The sequence below is a fragment of the [Clostridium] saccharolyticum WM1 genome, assembly GCF_000144625.1.
GTDB classification, from domain to species: domain Bacteria; phylum Bacillota; class Clostridia; order Lachnospirales; family Lachnospiraceae; genus Lacrimispora; species Lacrimispora saccharolytica.
In genome coordinates this window covers 4,358,455-4,384,414 of the sequence record NC_014376.1, presented here as the reverse complement: position 1 = coordinate 4,384,414, position 25,960 = coordinate 4,358,455, and the positions used below count along the sequence as shown (strand labels likewise).

Annotated in this window: 28 protein-coding genes and 1 tRNA gene; 17 read left to right on the top strand and 12 right to left on the bottom strand. The window is 43.0% G+C overall.

Going from position 1 to position 25,960, the window contains the following annotated elements:
* Window positions 1–274 precede the first annotated feature (274 nt).
* Window positions 275–347, top strand: a tRNA-Gly gene (locus CLOSA_RS20315).
* 96 nt (window positions 348–443) lie between these two features.
* On the opposite strand, the gene CLOSA_RS20310 is transcribed toward CLOSA_RS20315, so the two are convergent.
* From CLOSA_RS20310 to CLOSA_RS20300, 3 genes are all read right to left on the bottom strand, one after another.
* Complete coding sequence (locus CLOSA_RS20310; RefSeq protein WP_041708730.1) at window positions 444–1,703, bottom strand: site-specific integrase; 1,260 nt, start codon at window positions 1,701–1,703, stop codon at window positions 444–446.
* A gap of 611 nt (window positions 1,704–2,314) precedes the next feature.
* Entirely contained in the window at window positions 2,315–3,091 is a 777-nt protein-coding gene (locus CLOSA_RS20305; protein WP_157669046.1) for a hypothetical protein, read from the bottom strand.
* Window positions 3,092–3,319: 228 nt separating this feature from the next.
* Entirely contained in the window at window positions 3,320–4,054 is a 735-nt protein-coding gene (locus CLOSA_RS20300) for an ATP-binding protein (RefSeq protein ID WP_242647824.1), read from the bottom strand.
* Between the two features lie 100 nt (window positions 4,055–4,154).
* Here CLOSA_RS20300 and CLOSA_RS23615 point away from each other — a divergent pair, with 100 nt between their 5' ends.
* The 5 genes from CLOSA_RS23615 to CLOSA_RS20280 all read left to right on the top strand — a co-directional run bounded on the left by CLOSA_RS23615 (window position 4,155) and on the right by CLOSA_RS20280 (window position 8,870).
* Window positions 4,155–4,283: a hypothetical protein gene (locus tag CLOSA_RS23615; RefSeq protein WP_278144947.1), complete on the top strand. Its 129-nt coding sequence runs from the start codon at window positions 4,155–4,157 to the stop codon at window positions 4,281–4,283.
* A gap of 106 nt (window positions 4,284–4,389) precedes the next feature.
* Window positions 4,390–5,466, top strand: a complete 1,077-nt coding sequence (locus tag CLOSA_RS20295; protein WP_013274606.1) for a hypothetical protein — start codon at window positions 4,390–4,392, stop codon at window positions 5,464–5,466.
* Window positions 5,467–6,217: 751 nt separating this feature from the next.
* Window positions 6,218–7,285, top strand: a complete 1,068-nt coding sequence (locus tag CLOSA_RS20290; protein WP_013274605.1) for a DUF262 domain-containing protein — start codon at window positions 6,218–6,220, stop codon at window positions 7,283–7,285.
* Window positions 7,286–7,289: 4 nt separating this feature from the next.
* On the top strand, window positions 7,290–7,922 hold the full coding sequence (locus CLOSA_RS20285) for an MAE_28990/MAE_18760 family HEPN-like nuclease (RefSeq protein ID WP_013274604.1): 633 nt from the start codon (window positions 7,290–7,292) through the stop codon (window positions 7,920–7,922).
* Between the two features lie 504 nt (window positions 7,923–8,426).
* Entirely contained in the window at window positions 8,427–8,870 is a 444-nt protein-coding gene (locus tag CLOSA_RS20280; protein WP_081443066.1) for an MATE family efflux transporter, read from the top strand.
* A gap of 193 nt (window positions 8,871–9,063) precedes the next feature.
* Here CLOSA_RS20280 and CLOSA_RS20275 read toward each other — a convergent pair whose 3' ends face one another.
* The 9 genes from CLOSA_RS20275 to agaB form a co-directional block, all read right to left on the bottom strand.
* Window positions 9,064–9,711: an HAD family hydrolase gene (locus CLOSA_RS20275; protein WP_013274603.1), complete on the bottom strand. Its 648-nt coding sequence runs from the start codon at window positions 9,709–9,711 to the stop codon at window positions 9,064–9,066.
* 3 nt (window positions 9,712–9,714) lie between these two features.
* On the bottom strand, window positions 9,715–10,152 hold the full coding sequence (locus CLOSA_RS20270) for a PTS sugar transporter subunit IIA (protein WP_041708729.1): 438 nt from the start codon (window positions 10,150–10,152) through the stop codon (window positions 9,715–9,717).
* Window positions 10,149–10,364 carry a hypothetical protein gene (locus CLOSA_RS22780; RefSeq protein WP_041708728.1) on the bottom strand — a complete coding sequence of 72 codons (216 nt, stop codon included), beginning with the start codon at window positions 10,362–10,364 and terminating at the stop codon, window positions 10,149–10,151. Before CLOSA_RS22780 ends, CLOSA_RS20270 begins: the two co-directional genes overlap by 4 nt.
* Before the next feature lie 3 nt (window positions 10,365–10,367).
* Window positions 10,368–11,117, bottom strand: coding sequence for a GntR family transcriptional regulator (locus CLOSA_RS20260; protein ID WP_013274601.1), 750 nt, complete (start codon window positions 11,115–11,117; stop codon window positions 10,368–10,370).
* Window positions 11,118–11,231: 114 nt separating this feature from the next.
* The gene (locus CLOSA_RS20255; protein ID WP_013274600.1) at window positions 11,232–12,065 is read right to left on the bottom strand and encodes a PfkB family carbohydrate kinase; all 834 of its coding nucleotides are present in this window, start codon (window positions 12,063–12,065) and stop codon (window positions 11,232–11,234) included.
* Between the two features lie 18 nt (window positions 12,066–12,083).
* Window positions 12,084–13,082 carry an SIS domain-containing protein gene (locus tag CLOSA_RS20250; protein WP_013274599.1) on the bottom strand — a complete coding sequence of 333 codons (999 nt, stop codon included), beginning with the start codon at window positions 13,080–13,082 and terminating at the stop codon, window positions 12,084–12,086.
* Between the two features lie 106 nt (window positions 13,083–13,188).
* On the bottom strand, window positions 13,189–13,980 hold the full coding sequence (locus CLOSA_RS20245) for a PTS system mannose/fructose/sorbose family transporter subunit IID (RefSeq protein ID WP_013274598.1): 792 nt from the start codon (window positions 13,978–13,980) through the stop codon (window positions 13,189–13,191).
* Window positions 13,967–14,749, bottom strand: coding sequence for a PTS mannose/fructose/sorbose/N-acetylgalactosamine transporter subunit IIC (locus tag CLOSA_RS20240; protein ID WP_013274597.1), 783 nt, complete (start codon window positions 14,747–14,749; stop codon window positions 13,967–13,969). Before CLOSA_RS20240 ends, CLOSA_RS20245 begins: the two co-directional genes overlap by 14 nt.
* Window positions 14,750–14,891: 142 nt before the next feature.
* Window positions 14,892–15,368 carry a PTS galactosamine transporter subunit IIB gene (agaB, locus tag CLOSA_RS20235; protein WP_013274596.1) on the bottom strand — a complete coding sequence of 159 codons (477 nt, stop codon included), beginning with the start codon at window positions 15,366–15,368 and terminating at the stop codon, window positions 14,892–14,894.
* Window positions 15,369–15,625: 257 nt separating this feature from the next.
* Here agaB and CLOSA_RS20230 point away from each other — a divergent pair, with 257 nt between their 5' ends.
* The 11 genes from CLOSA_RS20230 (at window position 15,626) to CLOSA_RS20180 (ending at window position 25,946) form a co-directional block, all read left to right on the top strand.
* Window positions 15,626–16,732, top strand: a complete 1,107-nt coding sequence (locus tag CLOSA_RS20230; RefSeq protein WP_013274595.1) for an SIS domain-containing protein — start codon at window positions 15,626–15,628, stop codon at window positions 16,730–16,732.
* A gap of 23 nt (window positions 16,733–16,755) precedes the next feature.
* Entirely contained in the window at window positions 16,756–17,442 is a 687-nt protein-coding gene (gene deoC, locus CLOSA_RS20225) for a deoxyribose-phosphate aldolase (protein WP_013274594.1), read from the top strand.
* 196 nt (window positions 17,443–17,638) lie between these two features.
* Window positions 17,639–19,834, top strand: a complete 2,196-nt coding sequence (locus CLOSA_RS20220) for a YhgE/Pip family protein (RefSeq protein ID WP_013274593.1) — start codon at window positions 17,639–17,641, stop codon at window positions 19,832–19,834.
* Entirely contained in the window at window positions 19,791–20,981 is a 1,191-nt protein-coding gene (locus CLOSA_RS20215) for a hypothetical protein (RefSeq protein WP_013274592.1), read from the top strand. Before CLOSA_RS20220 ends, CLOSA_RS20215 begins: the two co-directional genes overlap by 44 nt.
* A gap of 284 nt (window positions 20,982–21,265) precedes the next feature.
* A complete protein-coding gene (trxA, locus tag CLOSA_RS20210; RefSeq protein ID WP_013274591.1) occupies window positions 21,266–21,586 on the top strand; it encodes a thioredoxin in 321 nt (106 codons plus the stop codon).
* Between the two features lie 303 nt (window positions 21,587–21,889).
* On the top strand, window positions 21,890–22,723 hold the full coding sequence (locus CLOSA_RS20205; protein WP_013274590.1) for a MerR family transcriptional regulator: 834 nt from the start codon (window positions 21,890–21,892) through the stop codon (window positions 22,721–22,723).
* A gap of 367 nt (window positions 22,724–23,090) precedes the next feature.
* The gene (locus CLOSA_RS20200) at window positions 23,091–24,065 is read left to right on the top strand and encodes a DMT family transporter (protein WP_013274589.1); all 975 of its coding nucleotides are present in this window, start codon (window positions 23,091–23,093) and stop codon (window positions 24,063–24,065) included.
* Window positions 24,055–24,345: an ethanolamine utilization microcompartment protein EutM gene (gene eutM / locus CLOSA_RS20195; protein ID WP_013274588.1), complete on the top strand. Its 291-nt coding sequence runs from the start codon at window positions 24,055–24,057 to the stop codon at window positions 24,343–24,345. The genes CLOSA_RS20200 and eutM overlap by 11 nt, the downstream gene beginning before the upstream one ends.
* On the top strand, window positions 24,345–25,343 hold the full coding sequence (locus CLOSA_RS20190; RefSeq protein WP_013274587.1) for a DMT family transporter: 999 nt from the start codon (window positions 24,345–24,347) through the stop codon (window positions 25,341–25,343). The genes eutM and CLOSA_RS20190 overlap by 1 nt, the downstream gene beginning before the upstream one ends.
* A 4-nt stretch (window positions 25,344–25,347) precedes the next feature.
* Complete coding sequence (locus tag CLOSA_RS20185; protein WP_013274586.1) at window positions 25,348–25,629, top strand: hypothetical protein; 282 nt, start codon at window positions 25,348–25,350, stop codon at window positions 25,627–25,629.
* A gap of 20 nt (window positions 25,630–25,649) precedes the next feature.
* Window positions 25,650–25,946, top strand: a complete 297-nt coding sequence (locus tag CLOSA_RS20180) for a BMC domain-containing protein (RefSeq protein WP_013274585.1) — start codon at window positions 25,650–25,652, stop codon at window positions 25,944–25,946.
* The last annotated feature ends 14 nt before the right edge of the window (window positions 25,947–25,960 follow it).

The following is a 25,960-nucleotide window of genomic DNA, read 5'->3' as shown; positions in this document are numbered from 1 at the left end:
AGGCTTTTGGCTTATAAAATGGTGGATATATTGGGATTATGGACAGGAATGAAAAGGAACATTCTGCAGGGATATAAAGTAATGGAAGAATGGAATAAAAAAAGTGGTGGATATTTCTGCAGTAACTGGTATATCCAGAAAGGCTTGAACCAGTAAACAGATTTGGTCTTGAATTGCACAAAAAAATCAAAAAATTAGTTGCATCCTCTTGCATTTATTTATGACATATGATATAATGCCAGTGTTGTAAGAAATGAATAAAAAATTGTTTTATGCGCGAGTGGCTCAGTTGGTGGAGTACGACCTTGCCAAGGTCGGGGTCGCGGGTTCGAGTCCCGTCTCGCGCTCTTTTTAATAAGTAGCTGGAACCTTGATTTTACAAGGGATTCAAGCTTTTTTTGTTTTATAAAAATGTCTTTTTGGGGGGTAGACCGGGGTAGACATTAAACCGCTAAAGCTTTTTCCATATCGGATTCATTTTCAACACTGGTTTTCCGGTTGAAGCAGTAGTTTTTCAGAGTGGTGCGCTCGTCCTCATGACCGACCTGTTTTCGTATCTCATTGATGTTAATACCGCCATCAAGAAGAGAAGAAATATAGGTTTTCCGTATCTTATGAGTGCTTTTACTGGATATATTGATATGATCGCAGTATTTACGGATACGGGTATCAACGGCTCTTGGATTGATTCGCTTTCCATCATGGATAAACAGGAAGTCATTATCATAGAAACCGTTTTCCTTGTTGGATTCAAGAATCACTTTGATGATACGTCTTGCTTCCTCGGTCAGATAAATCGTGCGGTCACCAGCGGAGGATTTTGTATGCTCCACGGCTTCCCATCTGGCAGGATACCATGACCCGTCTGGACGTTGTCGTTCCTGTTTCTGAACCATTCGCTGAATATGTAGATACTTTCCATCTGAGGAAATATCGGTTTCTTTGATTGCGATAAGTTCCCCTAAGCGTACACCTAATTGAAATGCAAGCGGAATGGCTAAAGCAGAAGTGCAATTTTTTTCCTCAAAGTCTGACCATGCTTCACACTGAATCAATGGACGCTCATTGGTAAGAAATACTTGTGTCCCATCTTCCGGCTGTTTTACTTTCTTTAACAGCTTTTTATCTACAGTGAATTGATTGTAAGGATTAAGAGGAATCAGTTCATGGTCAACGGCATAATCAAGGCACTGACGGATAATCATGGACATGTTATAATATTGGGTTTTAGTCAGCCCCTTATCCCTTACTTTATTCAATGCCCATTCCTTTAAAATAGCTTTTGTAAAGGTTCGGATATCCAGATCAAAGATAGGGTCAGTAGAATAATAAGCGTTCCAGTCATTATCAATTCTTCGGATATAGCTGGTAGCCTTGGTTTCCAGACCTTTAATATTCAGCCATAAAGGATAAATGCTTCTTATGGTGGATAACCGTTCCTGTTCCTTCTGATTTTTTTCGTTCTGTTCCAGTTCCAGATAAAAGTCAATGATTTTACGTTCCAGCTTTTCTTTTGTGGTAGCAGTAACGGGCTTTCGTCCTTTTGGTTTTGTGGAATCAGGTAGATAGGAGAGAAAGGTTCCTTTGTCGTTTGTCCAGATATGGTAAAAGTTTTCAAGGTGCCCTTGTAGTATGGCATTCTCTTTTTTTTGCTGTTTTTTCATGTTATATAATTCGAGAAGCTCTTCTGTATCTAAGTCCATTATATCACATTTAGACAAAAATGTCCATTTGTTTCTAGTTGTATTGCAAGAATCATTGTTAAAATTACACAAAAAATGTACCATCCTTTCGAGATGATACAGCTTGCAGAAGTTTGTTTTTTCGTGTGATTTTTAATAGGTATTTTTAGATGGTAGTCATTCAATGGTTTGTTTTTTCGTATTATGATATATTTGTACATTTATTTTCGTTGCAAGTGTATCAAGAATCATTGTCAATATAGTAAGTTACCGGGATTTTCATTCCCTCCTCCGTTTTAACATAAGGGATTTGTTTCTGCCTGATTGCTTCAAACAAGCTGGATAGTGAAATCCCTCTTACGGCTGCCAATTCTGACGGGGTGAAATATATAATAACTTTTTGCATAAGGTTCCTTTCGTGTCCCCTGACTTTATAATGGAGGAAGCTCCAACTGAATGGGAATAGGGGAAGTGTTTTTAAATGGGGTAGAATCAGGATTGCAGGATTCAAATTCTTTCAGGTGGGGATTCTGCTCCGTGGTAAGATATTCTTCTACGGTGTAATCCTTGTATTGCCCGATCTCATAATAATGCCTTACATGGTTGATACGGGCAAGAAAGGCATTCCATGATTACGGTTCTTCCCTTTGGATATTGGGATATTGTTCCAGTAATGAAATATTGGAAACGATATACACGGTTTCATGGAGACAGACCCGGTTGGCATACCGGCAATTTAGAGTTAAAGGCTGTCCATCACAGAGGGCCAGAATCAGGGAAAAGGGGAGTGCGCTCCGGTATTCATCAAGTAAAAGAACTCTGGTTCTAGCCGTATCATATTTATCCCATATGCCATTCCCTTTATAATCCACAACGGAATAGATTTCACTGGAATGGTGGGATTGGTAAACATATGAAGTCTTTCCTGTCCGGGTTTTTCCATATATATACCAAATATCCATATGACGGTATCCTCTTCCCTTTTCTTCCCAATAGGCTTGGCGGTATTGTTCAATAGCCGGGATACGTAGAGCCATTGAGGAAACAGCTTGAACCACTTCCATGTTAGAAGCTCCGTCCTGTACGAGGGAAATCATTAAATCAATATCATTTCTATGTCCCTGATTTTCCTTTCCATCAATGGGACATTCACAGGATTCATAAAAAGTTTCTATGTGATTCGTAGTTTTCTTTTCGGAATCAAGGTAGGCTCCTTCCTTACGAATGTAGTCTCTGTTATCAATCGAGCTTGAATTGCGAATTACCTCGATATGAGCATTTCCAAAAGTTTTGGAGATTGTATCTGTAATCTGAGCGTGACAAAACTTGGTATACAGGTGGAAATGATGAGTTCCGGATTCTCCGGTCTCATAGCAGAAGCAATAATATTCAGTTTTCCATCTTTGCATAATTTCTTTAATCTTTTCAGAAGTGAACCCCTTGTCAAGTGGGTTGTTACAGGTGATTTGCATACGCCTTGAACGGGTTGACATAATGGCGTTTATTCCTTTCTTCCTTATTTAGTGTATTAAAGTGTTAAAACACATGACACATATGTGCCTAAAGGTTAATACTACACCTTCAGGCATTCAGGGCTTGCCCGCCACGCTCCGCATGGCGGACGCCCTGAAGCAATTCTATCTGTTGACTGCGTTCCATAAGTCCCTATGCATAGCGTCTATATTTTTGGGAAAAGGAACTCTTATTTTTGTCAAGTCAGAATCATTAACAGTAACATAACCGACACCTGTAGGGCAAGTCTCTATGATATCCTTAAAATTTGGCATGAGCATACCTACTGTTTCCTTGCTTGGTGCCTGTAAAAGAACATTATGTGAAAAGCTCTCACGACTGCCGGAACTAAACAAATCTGCCAATGGCTTTTGACATGAAACACAGATATGAATTTGTTTTGCCCTGCTTAAATTTAAAAGTCTAGCCATTTTTAACATAAATTCTTTCTGTACTTTGGACGGTAGGCTTAATAACCATGATGGATATTCGTCTATGTATAGAATTAGCCAGGGATAAGTAGCATTGCACGATAAACGTGTTTCAAAGATGTCGTAAAATTCAAGAAAGCCATCTGTACTGGAATCATGTTTAAAGTAACGTTTGGCTCCCTCTAAGTAGGAGAAGTCAATATTTTTATAATCTAAAATATATATCTGGCATCTTGGTAAATGACGTGCCAACCTGCTTAATAAACCTTGTGCAAGGGTAGTTTTTCCAGATCCTGACGGGCCTGATAATAAGAAACGATATCCGTCTTTCATCATATCCCATTCAATCCAACTGGTAGCTCCGTACTGCCAAAATGTTTCATCTACAAACGGTCGAATGATTCCATTACCGTTATTCATGGTAATCATAATCAACTAACGAGCGCTCTACTGTACTAGTATTAAGTGAATCAATTATTGCACGATCATAGGCAGCCTGCTCTGCATAAATCCTGATGGCTCATATCTGGTGGATACTTGGTATCAGTCGAAAGAAAGCGGTCGATGGTATTATATGGGGAGTGATGGATATATGATTGTAAATACAATAACACCTGATGGATATGCAGTAGGTGCAGACGGTGCTTGGATACAGTGAAAAGCATTAGAATTGACATATAAAATTAAGGGACTTTTCCCTTGAAATAGATTGATCTGAAATTCTATTAATGATTAAATAATTTGAAGAATAAGGGAAATTATAGATGAAGAAATCTATCATGGTTTTATTATTAGCTTTGACATTAACAGTACCCACGATAACTTCCTATGCTGGGGGATGGAACCCATTTGTCAATAGCGCTTTTGAACATAAGAAACATAAAGTGGATACGAACACGTTACCTGGCGGAAAAGATAACCCATGGGCAGAAGATGATTTTTATCAATTTCACAAATATCCGGGGAGAATCGAAGGTACGTGGCAGAAGAGGCAAGATGACTATTACTATGTATTGCCTGATGGCACAGACCTGAAGAATGCTTATGTAGATTACAGATACTTAAGTTGGTCCGGAAAGATGTCAAACGCATTAGAGCCTCGTGCCGTTTTAGCCCTATACAACTACACCGGAGGACAGATGCCATTTATCGACCGCCTGGGATACGACGGACGGACATACAGAGGAGGAGAATTTGCGTGCGATTATATAACTGACATGTATATTGGAAAAGTGAAGAGCAATTACCCAAAAGGGGACGCTATTTTATCTATTTTCGCATGGATGGACTCTGAAATGCCTAGACTGATGCAGTTACCCGAGCGGGACAGAGCTATAGAGATTGCAAAAATGGTATCTTCCAAGATTAATTGCGAGGAAAATGGAACCGATAGCTACCTAAATACATTCTGGTTCGGATTTGAGAATCGGAACATTCACATATTGCTTAGGTTATTCTTAGATAGGGCAGGATTAGTTCATAACAGTTATGAATTATTAGATTTATCAGCTAATAACAATACTTTTATTATCGAGACAGTAATTGATGGTGTAAAATACTACACTGATATTAAAGAATTTCAGTTGACCGGAGACCCCAAGTATTTACTATCAGACTCTTTATGGCCTGAATATGTTGCAAAGCAAGAAGCGTATGAAGAAGCAAGGCGTATCGAAATGGAGAAGTCCAGGAGATACAATGCTATGCTTGATGATTTCCACAAGGCCCACCCTGAGTACGATGGTGGTATTCCTATAGCAAAGCTAAAAGATGATGAGTACATGGCTGAATATAATAAAGCATTTGATGAATTTAAAGCCGAATGGGAAAGAACTCACTAAGATGTGTAATTACAGTAAACAAAAGATTAATGGCAAGCATATTAACAATCGTATTAGCACTTAGCACACTAACAGCACTGGAGAAGAGATCGTGCTAAAATTGAAAGAAATGTAATCAAGCTAGGGGTTTCCGCTATTTTTGTGTGTCTGTCAGCCTGTAGACAGCTTACAAAGCTTTTGATATGAGGTCGTAAGTAAAGGACTGGTGAGTTTAGCCAGTCCTTTACTTTAGAAATGATATGTATACAAAATGCATGTAATCAAGCTGGACAAGGGGAAAACATCTTGTCCAGGCATTACTATTTTGGGGATGGTTTCATTTCTGCTCCAAGCCATCAAGGGCAAGCGTTGTTCCTGCGGAACCCTTGACAGCTTTCCTTTTTAAAGTCTAAATATTAGGGGAGGAGACAGATGTACAGACAGTTTATAAAGTCCATTTTAATTACATATTTTTGGATAAAATAATAGAATAGATGATTTCATAAAAGATGTTATAAAACGTTGATTTTTATTTTTTCCTGCTTTTTGTAAAGTATTACATGAACTTTTATAAAAGTATAGATAATCACCTATAAGTGTGATAAAATCTTTATAAGATTTTAAGCTTTAATCTATTTATAGAAAAATGGGGAATTGGAATGAGCTCTAGTCTTAACTATAATGCAAAAGCTGTAATGAACTATAGGGCTTAGTATACTATTTAAGATTATCAATAATAAGTGAAAATTAAATCAGTTAAGGAGAAATGAATATGAAATCCAGTCAAGAAGAACTACTGTCCTCAATTGAGGAAGGTAGAAATACTCTGCAAACAGACAAATTAGATATGTCGTTTGGTGAGATAATGAGTATGTATGAAAAAGAAGAAATAATTATTAACCCCAGTTTTCAAAGACTATACCGATGGTCAGATTATCAAAAAGCAAGGTTTTTAGAATCAATAATTATTGGAATCCCTATACCCCCAATATTTGTGGCAGAAGATGAAAATGGCCGCTGGGAATTGGTAGATGGTTTACAAAGACTATCCACTATATTGTCTTTTTTTGGTGTATTAAAAACTATGCCTGAAAAAAACAATTGGGTTTTATGTGATGGTGATCTGATAAAAGAATTAGAAGGGTATCATTGTTCTGATCTGCCATATAAAATTCAATTAAATATCAAAAGAGCTTCATGCCGTGTAGAAATTATAAAGTGGAATAGTAAATATGATTTGCGTTTTGAACTATTCAATCGTTTAAACACAGGAGGAGCTCCGTTAACAAATCAAGAGATAAGGAATTCACTATTTAGAGAAACTTCTTCTGTTTTTAATGATTTCTTAAAAGAGCTTGCTTCCAACGAAAGATTTATAAGTATTGTTGATATTACTCAACAACAAAAAAATGAGCTTTATTTGGAAGAATTGGTATTGAGGTTTATGTCTCTTTATGGAGAAGTTTCTGTTCATAAGAGCATCGCTCAGCATATGACAGATTTTATGAAATCAGCAGCAGAAAACAGTAACTTTGATTATGATACTTATCGAAAGATATTTACAAGAACGGTTGATGTTTTGGCACCATTAGGCAAACAAACATTCAAGTATAGTAACAGCCTACTGTTTTCTACGGCCGTTTATGATACTACAATGATAGGAATAGCAGAAAATATAGATTTATATACAGAAGTAGAAACTAGTTCAATCAAAGAAAAAATCAATCAAATAAAAACAAATGATGTTTATCGTAGATTGACAAGATCTGGAGGGAACAACTCTGTTGATAGAGTAAAAAAACGCATTCAGTATTCGAAGCAACTATTTGGAAAGGCTTAAAATAATGTCATTCATTGATGAGATAAATAATGATATAAATTGGAGAATGTCCGAGCTTGCAAGTTTGAAAACAATTCCTTTGCGGTATCGTTTGCCTACAGAACATAAGCAATTATTAATTAAGTATTCTATACCTTCAATGTATGCGTTGTGGGAAGGATTTGTGAAAAGAGCTTTTGGGCTTTATATTAAAGAGATTAATAGCTTAGCAATTCCAATAAATGATGTGGATATTAATTTGTTGACGCATGCTTTATCAAGTATTGACAAATTGAAGTTGGAAAATCCAAGAACAAATTATAAAACAAAGAAAGAGTTTATATCCCTTTATCAAAACACAATATGCCAGCCATTAGTAATTACTGATAAGTTGCCCACAAAGTCGAATATTGATTTTTCTGTGATGAATGAAATATTACAATATTTTAATCTTGAACAATTACCAGATTCATTTAAAACAGGTTTAGGTAAATTTTTAAAATTTAGAAATAGTATTTCACACGGTGATGATTCAATACCCATAACAGTAAAAGACATTGAATTTTTTTCAAAACTTATCATTGATTTGATGACAGAAATCTTACTTATTATCGAAACTGGATATACTCATCAAACATATTTAAAGACCGCGCTATAAAGAATCAAGTAAAAGTAGATGTTTAGCTCCATTTTGCTTAAGTAGAGTTGTGAGACACGTGAATTATAATACAGAATATTGCATAAACAAAAGGGGAATCTGAATCAATTTTGTGTTATCCATAAGATATTATTCTTATGTCAGCAAAATTGAATTACTCATTATGTATATTTAGGAAATATATTAATAAGGGGAAAGTATCTTACTTAAGCGTTTCCGTTTTTGGAATAACTAGAATTTTTTCGGATAGGTCAAGGGCAAGCACTGTTCCTGCGAAACCCTTGACAGCTTTCCTTTTTAAAGTCTAAATATGGGGGTAGAGTATGGGGTAGAGTACAGAAGAGCAACTCTCAAACCTCCTGTATTTACGATGTTTTTAGGGTATTGATAGGGTTCGAGTCCCGTCTCGCGCTCTTAAGAAGACGTAGCATTTATGAGGGTTTCCGGGTTTCGGGAATCCTCATTTAATTTACATAAATAAAAGTACTTAAAGTTTAGCCGTTTGTGGGATATAATTATGGAGCCGGGAATTGGGAAAGAGTGGAACAGGCTAAAAGGTTTGCATTGAAACTGACAAGCGGCTTTTGCGCCTTTGTTACCATAGAAATTATTGTTTTCTCAAGGAATATCATTGAGCTGTTTAGTAAGAATGATGCCTTTGTTATGAAAGTAGGCCAAGAAGCACTTATATTAAATAGTATTGTATTTGTGACATTAGGCTTTCAGTTGGTTTATGGCACCTTCTTTCTGGCGTTGGGAAAATCAAAACAGGGAGGTATTTTAAGCATATGCCGCCAGGGCGTGTTCTTTATCCCCCTCGTCCTTATTTTATCAAGAATCTTCGGTGTTCAGGGTGTGTTATTTGCACAACCTATTGCTGATATTGCAAATGTTCTTCTAACAGGATCTTTTGCTTATGGGATCAATTACAGAATGCAGGTTAATTAGAATTGCTATCATATTTCAAACGATATTCCATGATGAGAGCAATTATATTGGAATTATAAGCGAAAGAACTGAATGTAAGTTATTATTAAAAGCAGACGGGACAGATGAAATGGAGTGCAGCCATTCCATCTGTCCCGCCTGCTTTACCGCCCATAAGATTCATCATGAAAGTGGTTTATATCCAGCTGCTTTTTTATTTCAGCCGTTCCAGTATCTCCAACACCTCCCCAAGACCAGGAATGTGATAATCCGCAAGACTCTGGTCAAAACCGAACCTTTCATCAATAAGGGAAGCCACGGTCATTCCCGCCCCATGTGCCGCCATGATCCCATAGGTGGAATCCTCAACCACCAGGCACTCCCCGGGGGTGCACTGGAGGGCATCGGCTGTGTGGAGATAAATTTCAGGATTAGGCTTGCTTTCCTTAAATTCTTCGCCGCTTACAAGATAGTTAAAATATTCCGTTAACCCGCAGGTGGTTAGCACCTCTTCGATCCCTGCCCGGCTGGTAGAGGATGCCAGTGCCACCAGATAGCCCCTGCTTTGAATCTCCTTTAAGAGCTCGGGGACTTCTTTTCTTAAGATGGAAGGGTAATCCGGCCGGCAATCGACCCATATTCCGGCATACAATTCCTGAAACTCCTGGGAATTAGCATCTTCCCCGATCACTCCGCTGAGTATTTCCTTGGTTCTTTTGGCAGTGGCTCCCACGACAGCAAACAACGCGTCCCTTCTGATATCAGGGTACTTCAGCTTCAGCTTCTCATGCATGTGATTTAAGTACACAATCTCGCTGTCGATTAAAACTCCATCCATGTCAAATATGACTGCTTTTATCATTGGTCAAATTCCTTCCTCTGATTCTTCGGATATATTTACCGGTTCATACCGGTATCTTCCGATCTGTGTTTTTCCGATTTCTATAAGCTCCTCCACCAGTGCGTCAGCTTCCGGTAACTGTCCTGTCATACAGCGCATAGCCAGCTCCACGGCCATGCCTAAGTTTATTCCGTAAAGGACTTTGATCCGTTCGTCTCCAAAGCTTAAGAGCACTGCATTTTTAAATGGTGAGCCTCCCAGGATATCGCACAGCACCAGAATCTGCCCGCAATCCCGGAAACGCTGGAAGGCAGTTTTTAAATTCTCCTTAAGCTGTTCCTCACTGTGATCCTCCTTAAAATCTATAGCAGCTATAAAATCCTGATGGCCTGTAAGAAGTTCCAGTGCGCTTGATATGCCGGTTGCAAATGTTCCATGACCCGTAATAATAATTCCAATCATAATTTCCTCTTTCCTGCCCACGCTTTCTGGGCATAAAGGTATGCCTTTGGCGTTCCTCTTTCCTGCCCACGCTTTCTGGGCATAAAGGTATGCCTTTGGCGTTCCTCTTTCCTGCCCACGCTTTCTGGGCATAAAGGTATGCCTTTGGCGTTCCTCTTTCCTGCCCACGCTTTCCGGGCATAAAGGTATGCCTTTGGCGTTCCTGCATCCATATTTTAATCTCTGTATACAACAAAGTCAAACCGGTGTGTGTTACCTGGATATGTTTCTATGCTGTAGTCTATGGGGCGGTCATACTGGTCGTAAGCGATGCTTTCCAGCATGTGGACCGGAGATCCTCTCTCAATGTGAAACAGCCGTGCCTGAGCGGGATCGATGATTTCCGCCCGTATGGATCTCACCGCCTTTACCGGATAAATGCCATACCCATCCTTCATAATATGATAAAGAGATTCTGTCCCATAATCATGGTTTTCAATTCCAGGGAACAGGTCCATGGGAACAAAATTTTCAATATAGGTAAAAGGGCGTTTGTCCGCATAGCGCATGCGCTCCAGATGAAGGCAGTGCTGCTGAGGCTCTAAACGGAGTTTTTCGTATATCTGTGCATGATAGGGAGCCACTTCCTTCTTTTTTAAATCAGTTCCGGCCTTCATGCCAATCATAGCCAGCTCCTCACTGTAGCTGACAAGCTGCATCAAAAATACTCCCCGGTCTGTATTTGACTTTACAAAGCTTCCGGAGCCCCGTTTCCTCTCCAGCAGCCCAAGTTTGTCCAGTTCCCCGTAAGCCTGCCGGACCACAGGACGGGATATGCTGAATTTGCGGCATATTTCATCTTCCGTGGGCAGCTTTTGTCCGGGAGTCAGGGTTCCGTTTCGGATGGCCTTGATCAGGCAGGCTTTTAGCTGCTCGTACAATGGAACCGGACTGTATTTATCAATTTGTATAAATCCAAACTTCATGATACACCTCCATGGCAGGGAAATCCCATTTGTACAGTATACCATTGGGTGATTTTACCTGCAACGTTATTTTGACGGATATCGTGATGGATATCCGCGGTGCTTGAAACGGCATCAGAAGCCGCCATTTACCATGCAGTTTTCTGCCGCGTAGCGGGCGCCGTCTTCCAGGGCCTTTTTTAAGGATTGTTTCCCCATCCGGCTGCCTTTTTTCCAGCCCTGGCCTGCAAGGCTTATGAGAAAGGCAGTGAGAAAGGCATCACCGGCTCCCATGGTGTCCACCGGCTCCACATGAAAGGCATCCCCTTTTACCATGATCTCCCCATTGGATACAAAGGAGCCTGCCTGGCTCATAGTGAGAAGGACATGCTTTGCGCCCCGGCCGTGGATTTTCCGGCAGAAATGAAAGGCATCCTTTTCCTCCATGGGATGGCAGGAAAACAGGGCAAGGTCCAACCAGGGACATACAAGGGCCAGATACTCATCCGTCCTGTATGTTTCCTTTACAGAAAAATCATAGGTAAGCAAAGCCGGAAGGCGGCCGGCCTTGGAGATTTCAGACTCCATTTTTGCGTTGCAGCAGCTGTGGATGATATGAAAAGCTTCCATATAATTAAGATGGTGGGTGTCCAGAGTCATAGGGCCGGACCAGTTTTCCCCAAGCCTGATTCCGGCAAAGTGATGTTCTCCGCCGGTCACGGTGTAATCACAGCATTTAGTAGTGCTTCCTTTTACTGTTGTGCAGTGGGAAAAATCTACCTTATTCTCCTTAAGTGCCTTGCGGACCACATCTGACAGTTTATCATCAGCCAGATTGCCCAGATAAGCGGACTCAGCGCCCAGCCTGGACGCATGAACGGCTGTATTGACCGCATTTCCGCCGGGATGCATGTCCCTGGTGTTTACGTAATAATCAATTACGTTATCGCCTAAACCGAGAAATTTCATTTCGTTGACTCCTTCCTGTTAATAGCCGCCTTTCCTGTAATACCGTCTGATATCCAGGGAATGGCCGGTAACTGCTTCCATATTTTTACTCACCCGCTGGAGCACGGCTGCCATGATCACGGGGGAAAGCAGGCTTCGGAAGGAAGCACTGATTCCCGGAAGGGCGTAATCTCCTGCGTCAAAGCAGGTTAATTTGTGTGTGTGCTGTCTGGCAAATGCCTTTACCTTTTCATCCAGAAACCTGGTAGGCCCTTCTGTGACCAGAAGTGTTACGCATACATCATCCTCCAATAGCTCAAGGGTACCATGGAAAAATTCCGGCGAGCTTACGGACTTTGTTTTAAGCCACAGGGATTCCTCCAGGGTACACATGGAATAAGAGTATGCCATGGGCCAGAGATCCCCGGAGCCGATCCAGATATGATACGGCTCCCTGCAATATTTTTTTGCATATTCCAGACAGAATGGATCTGCCTGTTTCCGGACCTCCACAAGGGCGGCTGCCAGGTGTTTCAGTTCTTCTGCAAACCTAGGATAGTCCGGGAACGCCCCCTGGTTCCAAAGGAGGCGGCCTATGAGCAGATAAAAAACCAGCTCCTGAGGGCGTCCCTCTCCATAAGTGATGTTAAAATCCGAGAGCTTCTCAAGAGGGGAGTCCGGGACGCCGGTCACAGATACCAGCCGCACTCCTCTCTGCTTTAAGAAACGGGCGGCTTCTACCGTATCCGGAGTATCCCCGGATTTTGAGGTAAGGAATGCAACGGTTTTGTCCGTGATCCGGTTACACCCCATGGCTGTGAAATCCGCTGAGATCATAGAGCCTGTGGGTATGGCGGATTTCTGGTTGATCCACATTTCAAAGGGCTGCATCATGGCCATGGACCCGCCGGAGGAGGTGAAGAATAAAAGGTCAAATCCTTCTTTTGCCAGGGTATCTGAGATTTTTTCGATGGATTCTCTTTGCCTGTATATGATTTCTCCGTTTTTTATCATCTGTTCTTCATTAAAATTAATCATTGCTGATTTCCCTTTCAAATGCGCAGGGGCCATACAGGAGATGGTTGATTCTTCCAGATCTTCCTGTACGGCCCCCGGCAGAATTCTATGTGATTCCTTCCGTGAGTTACATGATTTTAAAGAAAGACAATACGATTGATACCAGAATGATGAATATAATCAGCATCAGCGTATTTACATGCTTTTTCTTAAACAGCCAGTATAGGGTAAATACAAACCCAAGAGGCAGTATGTTGGGCATAATGGAATCGAAGATCGCCTGTATGGATACGCCGCCGGGAGCAACCAGCGTTTCAGCAAAATGAAGAGATACGTAGCTTGGTATCAGACCACCTACTACCATCATACCCAGAATACCGGCGGCCTTTGTAATGGCACTGGCGTTGGAGCTGATTAAATCAACGGCTCCCACACCCATGTTATATCCCATACGGCCGAACCACAGTCTTGATATGGCACCTAAAAACCAGATGGCAATATAAAGGATGGGACCCAGTACAGAGCCTCCGCTGGCAAGGGAACAGCAGATCGCCGCCGATATAGGAAGCAGGGTGAACCAGAAGATAGCGTCTCCCAGCCCTGCAAGAGGACCGAACAAACCGGTTTTAATATTTTTGATCAGGGCTCTGTCCTGGCCGTTTTCTTCCAGGGAAAGGACGAGACCCTGAAGGAAGGTGGCCATATGGGGCTCGGTGTTAATAAAGTCCATGTTGTTTTTCATGGCATCCGCGATTTCTTCCTTCTGGCTGCCGTAAATCTTCTTTAATCCGGGAAGCAATCCAAGGCAGAAGCCTGGAGCCTGCATGCGCTCAAAGCTGAAGCAGGACTGTTCCAGTATGGAAAGCAGGCTCATCTGGTTGATATCTTTTTTTGTTAATTTATTTCTAGATACCGTCATCGTCAGCACCTCCTACCGTTACGGCATTCTTTTTGATGGTTTCATCATTGAGATAACCAATGAATGCAACAGCGATTCCTGCGATAGCTACCGGAAGGATATTGCCCAGCTTTAAGAATGTCATCATTAAAAAGCCAATAAAAAGATATGCCACGTTCTGCTTTTTCAGCATGACAACGAGTAGCAGGGTAAGACCGACTGCAGGAAGCAGGCCGCCGGATATCTCGAACCCGTGAATCAGCCATTCCGGGAACATGTTGACAAATCCTGCGATCTGGGTCTGGAGAGCAAAGGCAGACAGAAATGTGATTAAAGCGTAGATTCCCGCTTTTATTACAATTCCCAGGATAACGATCTGTGTAAATTTCTTCGTATCTGCGTTCTCGCAAGCACGATCCAGAGGACGTAAAAAACCTGCGAACGTGGTGTTGCAGACAATTCCTACCCACTGCGCCAGCAAAGCGAAGGGCAATGACAGACCCAGAGCCGTTTCTGCACTCTGGCCGGTGGTGAATGCGATGACCGTTGTCATCATACCTGCCATAAGGGGATCAGGGGGAACCGTACCGCCTACGGTCAGCAGTCCCAGATAAGAAAGTTCTGCAACAGCACCGGCGGCTAAGCCAACCTGCACATCGCCCAGGATAATTCCGGCGAAAAATGCGACAACGATGGGGCGGAACCAGAAAAAGGCTTCCCAGCAGGCATCACAGGCACAGATAAAGGCCAGTAAGGCCAGCAAAATCCCCTGGATTAAAGTGATTTGCATAAAAAACCCTCCTTTTTATTATGAACCGCAGATGAAACCTGCGGTTTTCATCATCATTGCTGTGGGTTACGAGGCATAAAGCTATGCACACAGAGTTTGGGGTCTGATACTTCTCCATCTCCATGACCCTTAACAAGTGCTTTTACTTTACCTCAAAATCATGCTTCTTATCTCCAGGTGCAATCTGGATATACACATCGATCCCTTTCCCGCGGATCATTCTCAAATCCTCTAAATCCTGTTCGCCCAAATAAACATGAGGCTCATTGGACATCTTTTTCCCCGGTGCCACATGCATATTGCCGATGCAGAGCTTATCAATGGGAACCCCGCCTTCTACCAGTACTCTTGCAGCCTGAGGATTTCGCACTACAATAAATATCTTCTGGCTTGGGGCTGCCTTATGGATGACCTCAATGGTCTTTTGAAGGGTAAAGAACCGGATCCCTACTCCGGTAGAATCTGCGGTCATCTTCATCAGAGATTGCTGAACCGGATCACCGGCAGCTTCATCATCTGCTACTACGATCAGGTTACATCCAATGGCTCCTACCCAGGAGCATCCCACCTGGCCATGTACCAGCCGGTTATCAATCCTTGTTAATAGAATGTTGGGCATACGATTGTCACTCCTTTTAAAATTTTGTCCCCTCTGAAATGTTGTGCTTTTTTTGAAATTCTCACTCAATATTATAAAAAAAATATAAACAATGTATAAATAAATCATAGTCTCAGGAAGAAAGTTTGTCAATATGTAATTACAAATTTTTGTATGTTTTTAATACATTATTGACTATGCTATCAGATATGATATAATTATTGCACAAAATGTCTTCTGTCTCATTTTTACTAAAACAAAAAAGGAGCGGTAACAAAATGAATGAAAAAATCAAAGAAACGATGATGACGTATGTGGAGGAGTCCCCTGAGGTAATGCTTAGAAACATTAAAAACCGGAAAGAGCTGACGGCCCCCCTGATTGCAGAATATGAAAAGGGGGATTACGAAAGCATCTGGATCGTGGCTTCCGGCTCATCCTATAATGGTTCCTACTGCGCCCGCCAGTTTATGAGGAAATATTTAAAATCGGAAGTAAAGATTATATCACCCTTTACCTTTCTTTGCAGTGAACATGACTTTACGGACAGGGATTTTGTTTTTGTTGTTTCCCAAAGCGGATACAGCACCAATTCCATTGATGCCCTGAAGATGATCCGCAAACAGGGACGTGCTTCCATAGGGATAACGGGAAATACCTCCAGTGATATGAAGGATTATGCGGATGTGTTGATTGATTATGGGGTAGGAGTGGAGACCGTAGGATATGTGACAAAGGGTGTGACCTCCTTTGCATTGTTTCTGATGCTGTTTACCCTTGAGGCTGCCGCAAGAAAGGGACTGATGAATGAGAAAGAGGCAGATGCGGTGTGCCGGGAGATGGAGAAGGCCGCCGAGATCCATGAAACAGTCCAAAAGGAAACCATGAAATTTATCCGGGATCATTATAAGGAATTCACCTCCATGACAAACGCTTATGTGTGCGGCTGCGGAGCCAATTACGGTACGGCACTGGAAGGAGCTTTAAAGATTGGTGAAACCGTAAAAATTCCCTCCGTTGCTTATGAATCTGAGGAATTCCTTCATGGACCCAATCTTCAGATGACACCTGGCTACACGGTATTTCTCATTGATGGAGGAAACAGCAGCGGCCGGATCCAGACCATCTTTGAAGCATGCCGGGAGGTAACCGGCAGATCGTTCTTAATAACGAATCAGCCTGGCTGTACCGGGGAAGGGATCTTAAATCTCTCCTTTAAGCTTCCGGAGCTGCTGACTCCGCTGTGCTATCTGCCGTTTTTCCAGATCCTTGCCTATGAAGCCACCACAGCCTTAAACCGTTGGAAGCAGCATCCGTTGTTAAAGAAAATGAAAGATACTGCTGCATGTAAGACAGAAAATTATGAGAGTCCGGATGAGGAATAGTAAAAGCGGCAAAGGAGGCTGTTATGGAAAATACGAACATTAGCCAGAAGGAACTGGCCGCATATTTTGACCATACCCAGCTGAGAGCCTGGGCATCCCATGAAGATTTTGTAAAGCTTTGTGAGGAAAGTATGGAATATGGCTTCCAAATGGTTGCCATTAATCCGGCTCAGGTGGTACGCTGCCGGAAACTGTTAAATGGAAGCCCGGTTCATGTGGGGGCTGCCATAGGATTTCCTTTGGGGCAGACGACCATTGAAGATAAGGTCAACGAAACAAAAACCGCTATTTTAAACGGATCCCATGAGATTGACTATGTGATCAACATTACGGAGCTGAAAGAAAAAAATTACGGTTTTATTGAAAAGGAAATGGCAGAGATCACGGAAGTGTGCAGAAAAAGCAAGGTAATATCAAAAGTGATTTTTGAAAACTGCTATTTGACAGATCAGGAGAAGGAGGAGCTGTGCCGGATCGCACGGAACGTACGTCCCGATTTTATCAAGACATCCACTGGCTTCGGAACCGGCGGAGCTACCTTTGAAGATGTGATGCTGATGAAGCGGCTGGTGGGCGATGAAATCAAAATTAAGGCGGCAGGAGGAGTAAGAACCCTTGATATGGCTTTAAAGATGATAGAGCTTGGAGTCAGCAGGATCGGTTCCACGGCTAGCGTTTCCATTGTGGAAGAGCTTAAAAACCGCATGTAGATCCGGAAGTCCCTTATAAAGTATTTATTCTATTTATGTGGAAAGCTGTTAAGTGAAGGTATCTATCCTTAGTTCCTTAACAGCTTTTTTGCGCTCTTTGATAAAGATATTGAAAACCAGGCATTGCAATTAACGCTGGAAAATATTATAATACGGAAATGCAAAATTCGAAAGCCGATATACCAAGGAGGCACACATGGTACCTGTTAAAAACATATTGAAAATATTTACCGGTGATTTAAAGCGCATAGCGCTTAATCCGGTGGCCGTTATTATCTCACTGGGCCTTATGCTGATTCCGGCCTTATACGCATGGTTTAACATTGCTGCAAGCTGGGATCCCTATGCAAATACAAAGGGACTTAAGGTCGCGGTTGTAAATCAGGATAAAGGAGCTTCCATTGACAATTTATTTGACACGGATATTGATGATTCTTCCTTTAATATCGGTGAAATGATACTTGATGAGCTGAGAAAGAACGAGCAGATCGGCTGGCAGTTCGTCAATAAGGAGGAAGCCATAGATGGGGTGGAAGCCGGGAAATATTATGCGGCAGTCATTGTTCCGGAAGATTTCAGCCAGAAAATTTCAAGCGTTCTTACCTCTCACATTGAGCGCCCAATGCTTCAGTATTATGTAAACGAGAAGAAGAATGCCATTGCCACTAAAATTACCGGCAAAGGGGTGGAGAGCGTTCAGCAGCAGATCAACGAGACATTTATTAATTCCACCTCAAGGGTGGTTGGGAAAATCCTGAACAAATATTCCGATGGCTGGGATACAAATAAGGAAACAGACAGAAACGATGCCGTCAGTTCGCTTACGGATGTAAAGGCGGATTTGAATCAGCTTGTGGATACCATTACCATGCTTCAGTCCACCCTTCGCACCGTCAACAGCTTAAATGACGGAATGAAGGGAACTCTTCCTGATGTAAGCAAACTGATTGATTCAGGAGGGAAATCCGCTGAAAGCGCAAAAACCCTCATCGATTCCTCCAGAGGCTTTTCCGATACAATGACCGGAGGCCTTAAGGATACTTTGGATCAAATTATGCAGATAGAGGAATCGGTGTACGAATCCTTCCAGGTGATCGGCAGGCTTACGGATGCATCCGCAGACGGGGGATTGGATGCATTAAAAGCCATGGAAAATCTGGTCTCGGGGAGCATCAGCCAGTGCAGCAGTGTAAACAGAATGTTAGGAGAGATCAACCAGAAGCTGCCCGTTCCCTTAAAGGAGGTAACAGACCTTCAGCAGCAGCTTACCAATACTGTTAAACAGCAGCAGGATCTGGCCAGGAAGCTGCAGTCTGCCCAGCAGACCGTGAAGCAGACGAAAAGACTGCCGGATAACATGAAGGAAGACATCGGCAATTCTCTTGATACCGCTTACAATTCCATATCAGACATACTTGATTTTTATAACGGTAAGGTGGAGATCCCCCTAAAGGACGGCCTTGATAAGACTTATGATACTTTGGGAGCCACTTCGGGGGCTTTGGACAGCATTGGAAGCATGGTGGGCCAGATGGATACCACCCTTACCAGCGTAACGGCTTCATCCCAGAGTCTGATTGAGGCTTTGGACAGCGCTGTCAGCCTGATGAACAGGAGTCAGGACCGGGTGGATGATATGATTGACGGTGTGAATAAGCTGGCGGATAATAAGCAGTTAAACAAAATCATGGAAATCATGAAAAATGACCCGGAGCAGCTCAGTGATTTCCTTAAGATGCCCACGGATATGGTTACCAACAAGATTTACCCGGTAGAAAATTATGGTTCTGCCATGGCTCCCTTCTATACGATTCTGGCCATCTGGGTGGGAGGACTTATTTTGGCGGCACTGGTAAAGAGCAAGGTGGAAGTAAGCAGATCCCAGGGGCTTAAGCTGTATGAAACCTATTTTGGAAGGTATCTAACCTTTATGCTGTTTGGAATCGCCCAGGCCCTGGTAGTATCCCTGGGAGATTTGTATATGCTGAAGATCCAGTGCCTTTACCCGGGGAAATTCGTGTTGGCAGCCGTTGCTGCCAGCATTGTATTCACCAATATCATTTATGCCATGACAGTTTCCTTTGGAGACGTGGGCAAGGCCATTGTGGTTGTTTTCATGGTTATTCAGGTGGCAGGTTCCGGCGGTACCTTCCCCATACAGGTGACACCACGGTTTTTCCAGCTGGTGAACCCTTTGCTTCCCTTTACCCATCTCATAAATGCCATGAGAGAGTGTGTGGGCGGAATCTATGGGAATGCCTATTGGAGAGATATTGGAAACGTGCTGGTCTATATTCCCCTATCACTGCTGATTGGAATCGTATTGCGGAAGAAGGTGCTGAAACTAAATGAATTTTTTGAAGAAAAACTCAGCCAGACAGGAATTATGTAAGAAGAGACAGGAAAAGAAGCTGCCGGATATGAAACGGCGGCTGGCGTGGTTGGGTGCTTTGGCACTGGCATTCATTGTTCTGGGGGCATTGGCATGGCACTTTCTTCCTATGCATTATGCCAGATTTTATCTGACCCGATCAGCTCTGCAGACCAGGGGATGTCTGATGGATTTATGGGGCAAGGAACTGAAAGAGGAAGGGACTGATGAAACTGTCTTAAAGCTGGTGGCGGATGAAGTGGAATGGAATGGTCATTCGGTTCTGGTACTGCCGGGTGGGTTCGGTATCTCCTGGGAGGAACAAAGGAATGAGGAAAATACCTTTGCCCAGGGAAGCCTTGACGTATATTTTCTTGGAGCCATAAGAGATGGGATCCATTACTGGGCGGATCAGGAAAATGCGGTAATTTCCGTACCGGGAATCACAGGAGCAGCCATAAGGACCAGCCAGGAGGCGTTGAAAAAGAACATAGGTTTTTCCATTGCTCCGGAAGACCGGATTAAGTTAAAAGACCGGATGAAGACCTTAAAAAACGATACGGTCCATATGATGAACCAAAGCCGGATGGAATTTGCGGGAAGGAATGAGAATAACGTAACCATTCAGGCGTTGGTACCCTCCGCCCTTTTTGATGCTTACCTGGACCAAATCGCAGATCTTCTGGAAGATGGTCCTGGAAAGGATACGAAAGAATGGGCGGAGATGCTGAGGGAACGGAAAACCCAGGGAGATACCCAGGAGATTTTGTTTACCATTGACAAACAGTTACATATAACGGAGATCCGCATAGAGGGCCTGGCTGATATGAGCCTGCTGCTGGAACCTCATGACGGGCTTTCCATGAAAAGCCGGGTAAGCCTTGATGGTAGGGAGCTTGATGTTAATGCAAGAATCTATTCCGGCAATGGCCAGGCAGGGAAAAGGACTTTTCAGATACCGGAGCTTGCCATCACTTACCATAATGAAAGGTTCCGCCTGAGATTGAAGCTGAGCGGAGGCTATGAAGGCGGTAAACGTTCTTCTGAGGTGCTGGATTATGGAAAGCTGTCCGAAAACGGAGAAAATTCAGACGGTGAAGTACTGCAGCAGCAAAAGGATGAATTTCTTAAAAGAGCCGGACAGCTGGGACTGGACTTTTATAAGTAAATAAAAAAATCTATTGACAAATACAACTGTAACTTTTATAATAACAGTAAAGGTACTGAAACTTATAAGGTTACAGTTTTCCCACAGGCAATAATCCAAAAAACGGGGATATTTCATGCAATAATGATAAAACTATCAATAAAGGTCCGTTAGCCGGAACCCTTTCATGGACGGTTATGATATGATGCATCGGCATATCCGGGATGCAGGGAATTGCTGTGAATAATGAATAAAGGCGCTTTTTGCAGATACACAAAAAGCAGGTTAAGAAGGAGGAACATGATATGGCAGTAATTACATTGACACAGGAGAATTTTGAATCGGAAGTAGTAAAGAGCAGCGGCATTGCGCTGGTGGATTTCTGGGCGACCTGGTGCGGCCCCTGTAAGATGTTTGCACCTGTAATCGAAGAAATTGCAGAAGGAAATTTTCCGGACGTAAAGGTAGGAAAAGTAGACGTGGACCAGCAGCCGGATCTGGCAGGGCAGTTTAAGGTCATGAGCATTCCGACTCTTGTACTTTTCAAGGATGGAAAGGCAGCAGCTACATCCGTAGGAGTGAAATCCAAAAAAGAAGTTCTGGAAATGATTGAGAAGTTAAGATAAATATACAGGAATGGACCACGGGTTATCCGGATTCTCGGATGGCCGGTGGTCTCTTTTTTTGTGAATCATGAGCCAAACGGGTATGTCTGAATATTCATGCCGGGAATGCAGATTCTATGTTCCAGCTTTTTACTGCTTTCGGATGCTGCCATTTTCGTATATTATAGATTACATAAGTTGTTGTTGACATTCCCCTATACAGGAAGGATTATACTAAGTTCATCGGTACAAGAAAGCTCTTAAATGTAACATTTATCGAACAATGGACACTTAGACAAAGGCATATGCTAATGGGGGGGTTCTATGGAAGAAAAGAAATTATACTCAATCGGGGAAGTGAGTAAGATATGCAATATTTCAACAAAAGCCCTGCGGTTTTATGATAAAATCGGGATCATATCTCCTGATATGATCTGCAAGGAAAACAGTTACCGGTATTATAACAAGGAAACGCTTCTCACAGTTCCGGTGGTGAAATATTACAAACAAATGGGGTTTAAGCTGGAAGAAATGCAGGGCCTGGTGGAAGGCAATACTTATTATTATCTGGAACAGAATTTCCGCAACAAGATCGACCAGCTGCGCCTTCAGGAGCAACAGATTCATAACAGTTATATTGCAGTGAAAGACTGGTATGAGCTGATACAGGAAGCCAGGCTGGTGCTCCAGAATGATGTTCATGATGTTGCGGTAAAATATATACAGCCTGCTACATTTTGTGGCATGGACCAGGAGTTTGATTATAATTATATGGAATCCATCATTAATATCCAATGGACCAACCACTTAGAATCCGTGGGGAATGAGATTACAGGACCGGTAATTTTAAAGTTCGAATCATTTGAAGATAAAATGGCAGGAAGATGCCGCCGTGTCAGGATCATGCAGCAGGCCATCCATCCTTGCAGGGACTGTTTAAACAGGCAGACCTATGGAGGGTTTATGGCAGCATCGGTGTATCATATCGGAAAGCATGAGACCATTGATGAAGAGTATGAGAAAGTACTTAACTGGGCGGCAAAAAAAGGCTATCAATGCGGAAAAGAAAGCTTTGAACGGTATGTGGTGGATTACTGGACCACCCGAAGTCCCGATGAGTTTGTTTCAGAAATCATTATTCCTATATACAGAGAATAAGGGAGCATGTTGAATCGGCGGGCCTCCCTGGTACATCAGCCTTACGGGATGCTGTACCAGGGGGCCTTTTTTGCTTCCGGTTTTACGGCTAATATGATGCAAAATGCAAAAATCAGTAAAACTATACTTAATCCGGTTATCTGCTCCCAATATTTGGAGCATAAAAAAGATTAAAAACCGATTGACATTCCCCATAGGGGGAAGACCTATACTAAATGCATAGAAAAACACAAACCGATTCAGCAAAATTAGTAACATTAACTGTCGCGATGTGTTTTCTAGCGTTTTCAGCTGAACGTAAAGAAAAAAGCAGAGAAACAGGCCAACATGAATTTTGTGCAGTATTCAAATGGGGAAGGAAAACTTAATGACGGAAGCACGTAAAAAATTTAAAGCAATTGGCATATCAACAGGCCTGGTGTCCGGACTGATGTATGGGTTATATACCACATTCGTTTTGATCGCCGGATATTACAAGCCGCTTGCCGGGGCAGTGGGATTGTTTGCTGCTCCCTATGTAACCTCAGGCCTGAATGATTTATTTGCAGGTCTATGGCTGACCGCTTATAACGTAAAGACCGGAAGGATCCGGGAAATCGGAAGAAGCATAAGCCTGTTCCCGGGAAAAATTATCCTGATCGGCTCTCTGGTGGGCGGACCCATAGCAAGCGGTGCTTATCTCATGGGACTTGCCATGGCAGGAGCCTATGCCATACCCATCTCCGCCATGTACATTCTCTTTGGAGCATTGTTTGCAAGGATTTTCTTGAAACAGAAAATCGTTCCCAGAGTCGGCATTGGAATGGTGATCTGTGTGGTGGGAGCCATTGTCATTAACTGGGTAAAGCCGGAAGGCAGCACGAATTTTACCCTTGGGATCATCTGCGCGTTTGTTGCAGCCATCGGGTGGGCTTTGGAAGGCGTGTTTGCGGCTTACGGAAGCGCCATGCTGGATACCGATGTGGTGATCAACATCCGCCAGCTTTTATCCGGTATTGTAGATTTGTTTGTTATTTTGCCGATAGCAGGAGGCATGGGACTTTTAAAAGGCACTCTTTTTTCCCTGCCGCCGGTTATGTGGCTGGCGGTTGCCGGATTTTGCGCCGCAGTATCCTATTTGTGCTGGTATAAATCCAACAGCACGGTGGGCTGTGCCATGGGTATGTCATTGAATATTACCTACGCATTCTGGGGGGTGCTGTTTTGTATTCTGTTTTTGAAACAGCCTGTGACTCCCACCATAATCATTGGTTCCATTATTATCATACTGGGTGCGGTTTTAGTATCCGTAGACCCATTTGAACTGCTCATGAAAAAGGAGGAAGTAAACAATGAAATTTGATGCATTAGGAATGATTGAAACAAAGGGCCTGATCGGTTCTATCGAAGCTGCAGATGCAATGGTAAAGGCAGCAAACGTAACTCTGGTAGGAAAAGAATTTGTAGGCGGCGGTCTTGTTACCGTTATGGTAAGAGGCGACGTAGGTGCTGTAAAGGCAGCTACTGATGCAGGCGCGGCAGCAGCCCAGAGAGTTGGAGAACTGGTTTCCGTTCACGTAATCCCTCGTCCTCACGCAGAGGTTGAAATCATTCTTCCAAAAGACAAGAAGGAGAGTAAATAATGAGTAACCTAGGAATGACATCTGCATCTGCGGATGGACAAATGGCGGCAATCAACAAAAAATTCAGGACAACCGGAATGACAACCGGTGCATTATCCGGACTTACCTACGGGATCTATACCGTTCTTGTGCTGGTAGCAGGGTATTATGAACCTCTTGTCAGTGCGGCAGGACTTTTGGCAGGACCATACGTGTGCTCCGGCTTAAATGATCTTTTCGCTGGAATCTGGCTGACTGCTTATAATGCAAAGAGCGGCCGTATCCGTGAGATGGGAAGAAGTCTTAACACATTCCCTGGTAAAATGATCGTCGTCGGATCTCTTCTGGGCGGTCCCATAGCGAATGGCGCATATCTGGTAGGCCTGGCCATGGCCGGTGCCTATGCGATTCCGATTTCCGCATTGTGCAGTTTGTTCGGAGCTATTTTTGCATGGATCTTCTTAAAACAGAAAATTACCAAGAGAGTCATGATGGGAATGCTGGTATGCGTAGCCGGTGCCATCATCATCAACTGGACAAAGCCGGAAGGCAGTGACAACTTTACCCTTGGAATTATTTTCTCCTTTATTGCGGCAATCTGCTGGGCTTTGGAAGGTGTATTTGCCACTTACGGCGGAGCCATGATCGATACGGATGTGGCAGTAAACTTACGCCAGCTGATTTCCGGTGTTGTGGATTTATTCGTAATCCTGCCTATCGTCGGCGGCATGGGTCTTCTGGGCGGAACCCTTTTTGCAGGAATTCCGGCAATCTGGCTTGCAGTATCCGGCTTAAGTGCCGCAGTGTCATTCCTCTGCTGGTATAAGAGCAACTCTACGGTGGGCTGTGCCGTGGGAATGTCCTTAAATGTAACCTATGCGTTCTGGGGAGTTTTCTTCTGTATCCTGTTTTTGGGACAGGCAGTAACCCCTACGATTGTAATCGGCTCTATTGTAATCGTGTTCGGTGCGATTCTGGTAACCATGAATCCGCTGGATTTATTCAGGAAAGGGGAATAAAGAAATGCTATTACCTGCAAGAACAGCAGTCTTAAATTATTTATACGGGGTGAAAAATGCGGATATCAGCCAGATCATGGAGGCTTTAAAGCCCCTTTACGGCAAAGAACGGCAGTTTACCAAGGATCGTTATCTGGATCATGTCATGTCTTTGGAAGCAAACGGCATGGTCAGCTTATGTGGCTATGATCTGGACCAAAATGGGGAACTGCGCATGTGTTATGAAATTAACGATGACGGAAGAAGCGCAGTTGACAAATACGTGGATAAGAAATACCGCAAATAAAAAAGTGGAGGTTTACAACGGTGAGATATTACGGAGATGAAGCGTTAGGGCTTGTAGAGACAGTCGGACTGGTTCCGGCACTGGAAGCGGCAGACAAAATGCTTAAGGCAGCGGATGTAGAATTGATTTCCTATGAAAACGTAGGTTCCACCCTGGTGACCATCATGGTAAAGGGTGATGTGGCAGCGGTACGTTCCTCTGTGGATGCAGGCGCAGAAGCAGCAGCAGCCATCGGCAAGATGACCGCAAAGAACGTGATGCCCAGACCGATCAAAGAGGTCGGAGACATTGTGTCCGTGCACGATATTGACGCATAGAGAAAGGAAAACAG

Excerpts from the sequence above, each read along its gene's own strand:
- CLOSA_RS20310 (WP_041708730.1), bottom strand. The coding sequence starts at position 1,703 with ATGGACTTAGATACAGAAGAGCTTCTCGAATTATATAACATGAAAAAA.
- CLOSA_RS20305 (WP_157669046.1), bottom strand. The coding sequence starts at position 3,091 with ATGCAAAGATGGAAAACTGAATATTATTGCTTCTGCTATGAGACCGGA.
- CLOSA_RS20300 (WP_242647824.1), bottom strand. The coding sequence starts at position 4,054 with ATGATTACCATGAATAACGGTAATGGAATCATTCGACCGTTTGTAGAT.
- CLOSA_RS20295 (WP_013274606.1), top strand. The coding sequence starts at position 4,390 with ATGAAGAAATCTATCATGGTTTTATTATTAGCTTTGACATTAACAGTA.
- CLOSA_RS20290 (WP_013274605.1), top strand. The coding sequence starts at position 6,218 with ATGAAATCCAGTCAAGAAGAACTACTGTCCTCAATTGAGGAAGGTAGA.
- CLOSA_RS20285 (WP_013274604.1), top strand. The coding sequence starts at position 7,290 with ATGTCATTCATTGATGAGATAAATAATGATATAAATTGGAGAATGTCC.
- CLOSA_RS20275 (WP_013274603.1), bottom strand. The coding sequence starts at position 9,711 with ATGATAAAAGCAGTCATATTTGACATGGATGGAGTTTTAATCGACAGC.
- CLOSA_RS20270 (WP_041708729.1), bottom strand. The coding sequence starts at position 10,152 with ATGATTGGAATTATTATTACGGGTCATGGAACATTTGCAACCGGCATA.
- CLOSA_RS22780 (WP_041708728.1), bottom strand. The coding sequence starts at position 10,364 with ATGGATGCAGGAACGCCAAAGGCATACCTTTATGCCCGGAAAGCGTGG.
- CLOSA_RS20260 (WP_013274601.1), bottom strand. The coding sequence starts at position 11,117 with ATGAAGTTTGGATTTATACAAATTGATAAATACAGTCCGGTTCCATTG.
- CLOSA_RS20255 (WP_013274600.1), bottom strand. The coding sequence starts at position 12,065 with ATGAAATTTCTCGGTTTAGGCGATAACGTAATTGATTATTACGTAAAC.
- CLOSA_RS20250 (WP_013274599.1), bottom strand. The coding sequence starts at position 13,082 with ATGATTAATTTTAATGAAGAACAGATGATAAAAAACGGAGAAATCATA.
- CLOSA_RS20245 (WP_013274598.1), bottom strand. The coding sequence starts at position 13,980 with ATGACGGTATCTAGAAATAAATTAACAAAAAAAGATATCAACCAGATG.
- CLOSA_RS20240 (WP_013274597.1), bottom strand. The coding sequence starts at position 14,749 with ATGCAAATCACTTTAATCCAGGGGATTTTGCTGGCCTTACTGGCCTTT.
- agaB (WP_013274596.1), bottom strand. The coding sequence starts at position 15,368 with ATGCCCAACATTCTATTAACAAGGATTGATAACCGGCTGGTACATGGC.
- CLOSA_RS20230 (WP_013274595.1), top strand. The coding sequence starts at position 15,626 with ATGAATGAAAAAATCAAAGAAACGATGATGACGTATGTGGAGGAGTCC.
- deoC (WP_013274594.1), top strand. The coding sequence starts at position 16,756 with ATGGAAAATACGAACATTAGCCAGAAGGAACTGGCCGCATATTTTGAC.
- CLOSA_RS20220 (WP_013274593.1), top strand. The coding sequence starts at position 17,639 with ATGGTACCTGTTAAAAACATATTGAAAATATTTACCGGTGATTTAAAG.
- CLOSA_RS20215 (WP_013274592.1), top strand. The coding sequence starts at position 19,791 with ATGAATTTTTTGAAGAAAAACTCAGCCAGACAGGAATTATGTAAGAAG.
- trxA (WP_013274591.1), top strand. The coding sequence starts at position 21,266 with ATGGCAGTAATTACATTGACACAGGAGAATTTTGAATCGGAAGTAGTA.
- CLOSA_RS20205 (WP_013274590.1), top strand. The coding sequence starts at position 21,890 with ATGGAAGAAAAGAAATTATACTCAATCGGGGAAGTGAGTAAGATATGC.
- CLOSA_RS20200 (WP_013274589.1), top strand. The coding sequence starts at position 23,091 with ATGACGGAAGCACGTAAAAAATTTAAAGCAATTGGCATATCAACAGGC.
- eutM (WP_013274588.1), top strand. The coding sequence starts at position 24,055 with ATGAAATTTGATGCATTAGGAATGATTGAAACAAAGGGCCTGATCGGT.
- CLOSA_RS20190 (WP_013274587.1), top strand. The coding sequence starts at position 24,345 with ATGAGTAACCTAGGAATGACATCTGCATCTGCGGATGGACAAATGGCG.
- CLOSA_RS20185 (WP_013274586.1), top strand. The coding sequence starts at position 25,348 with ATGCTATTACCTGCAAGAACAGCAGTCTTAAATTATTTATACGGGGTG.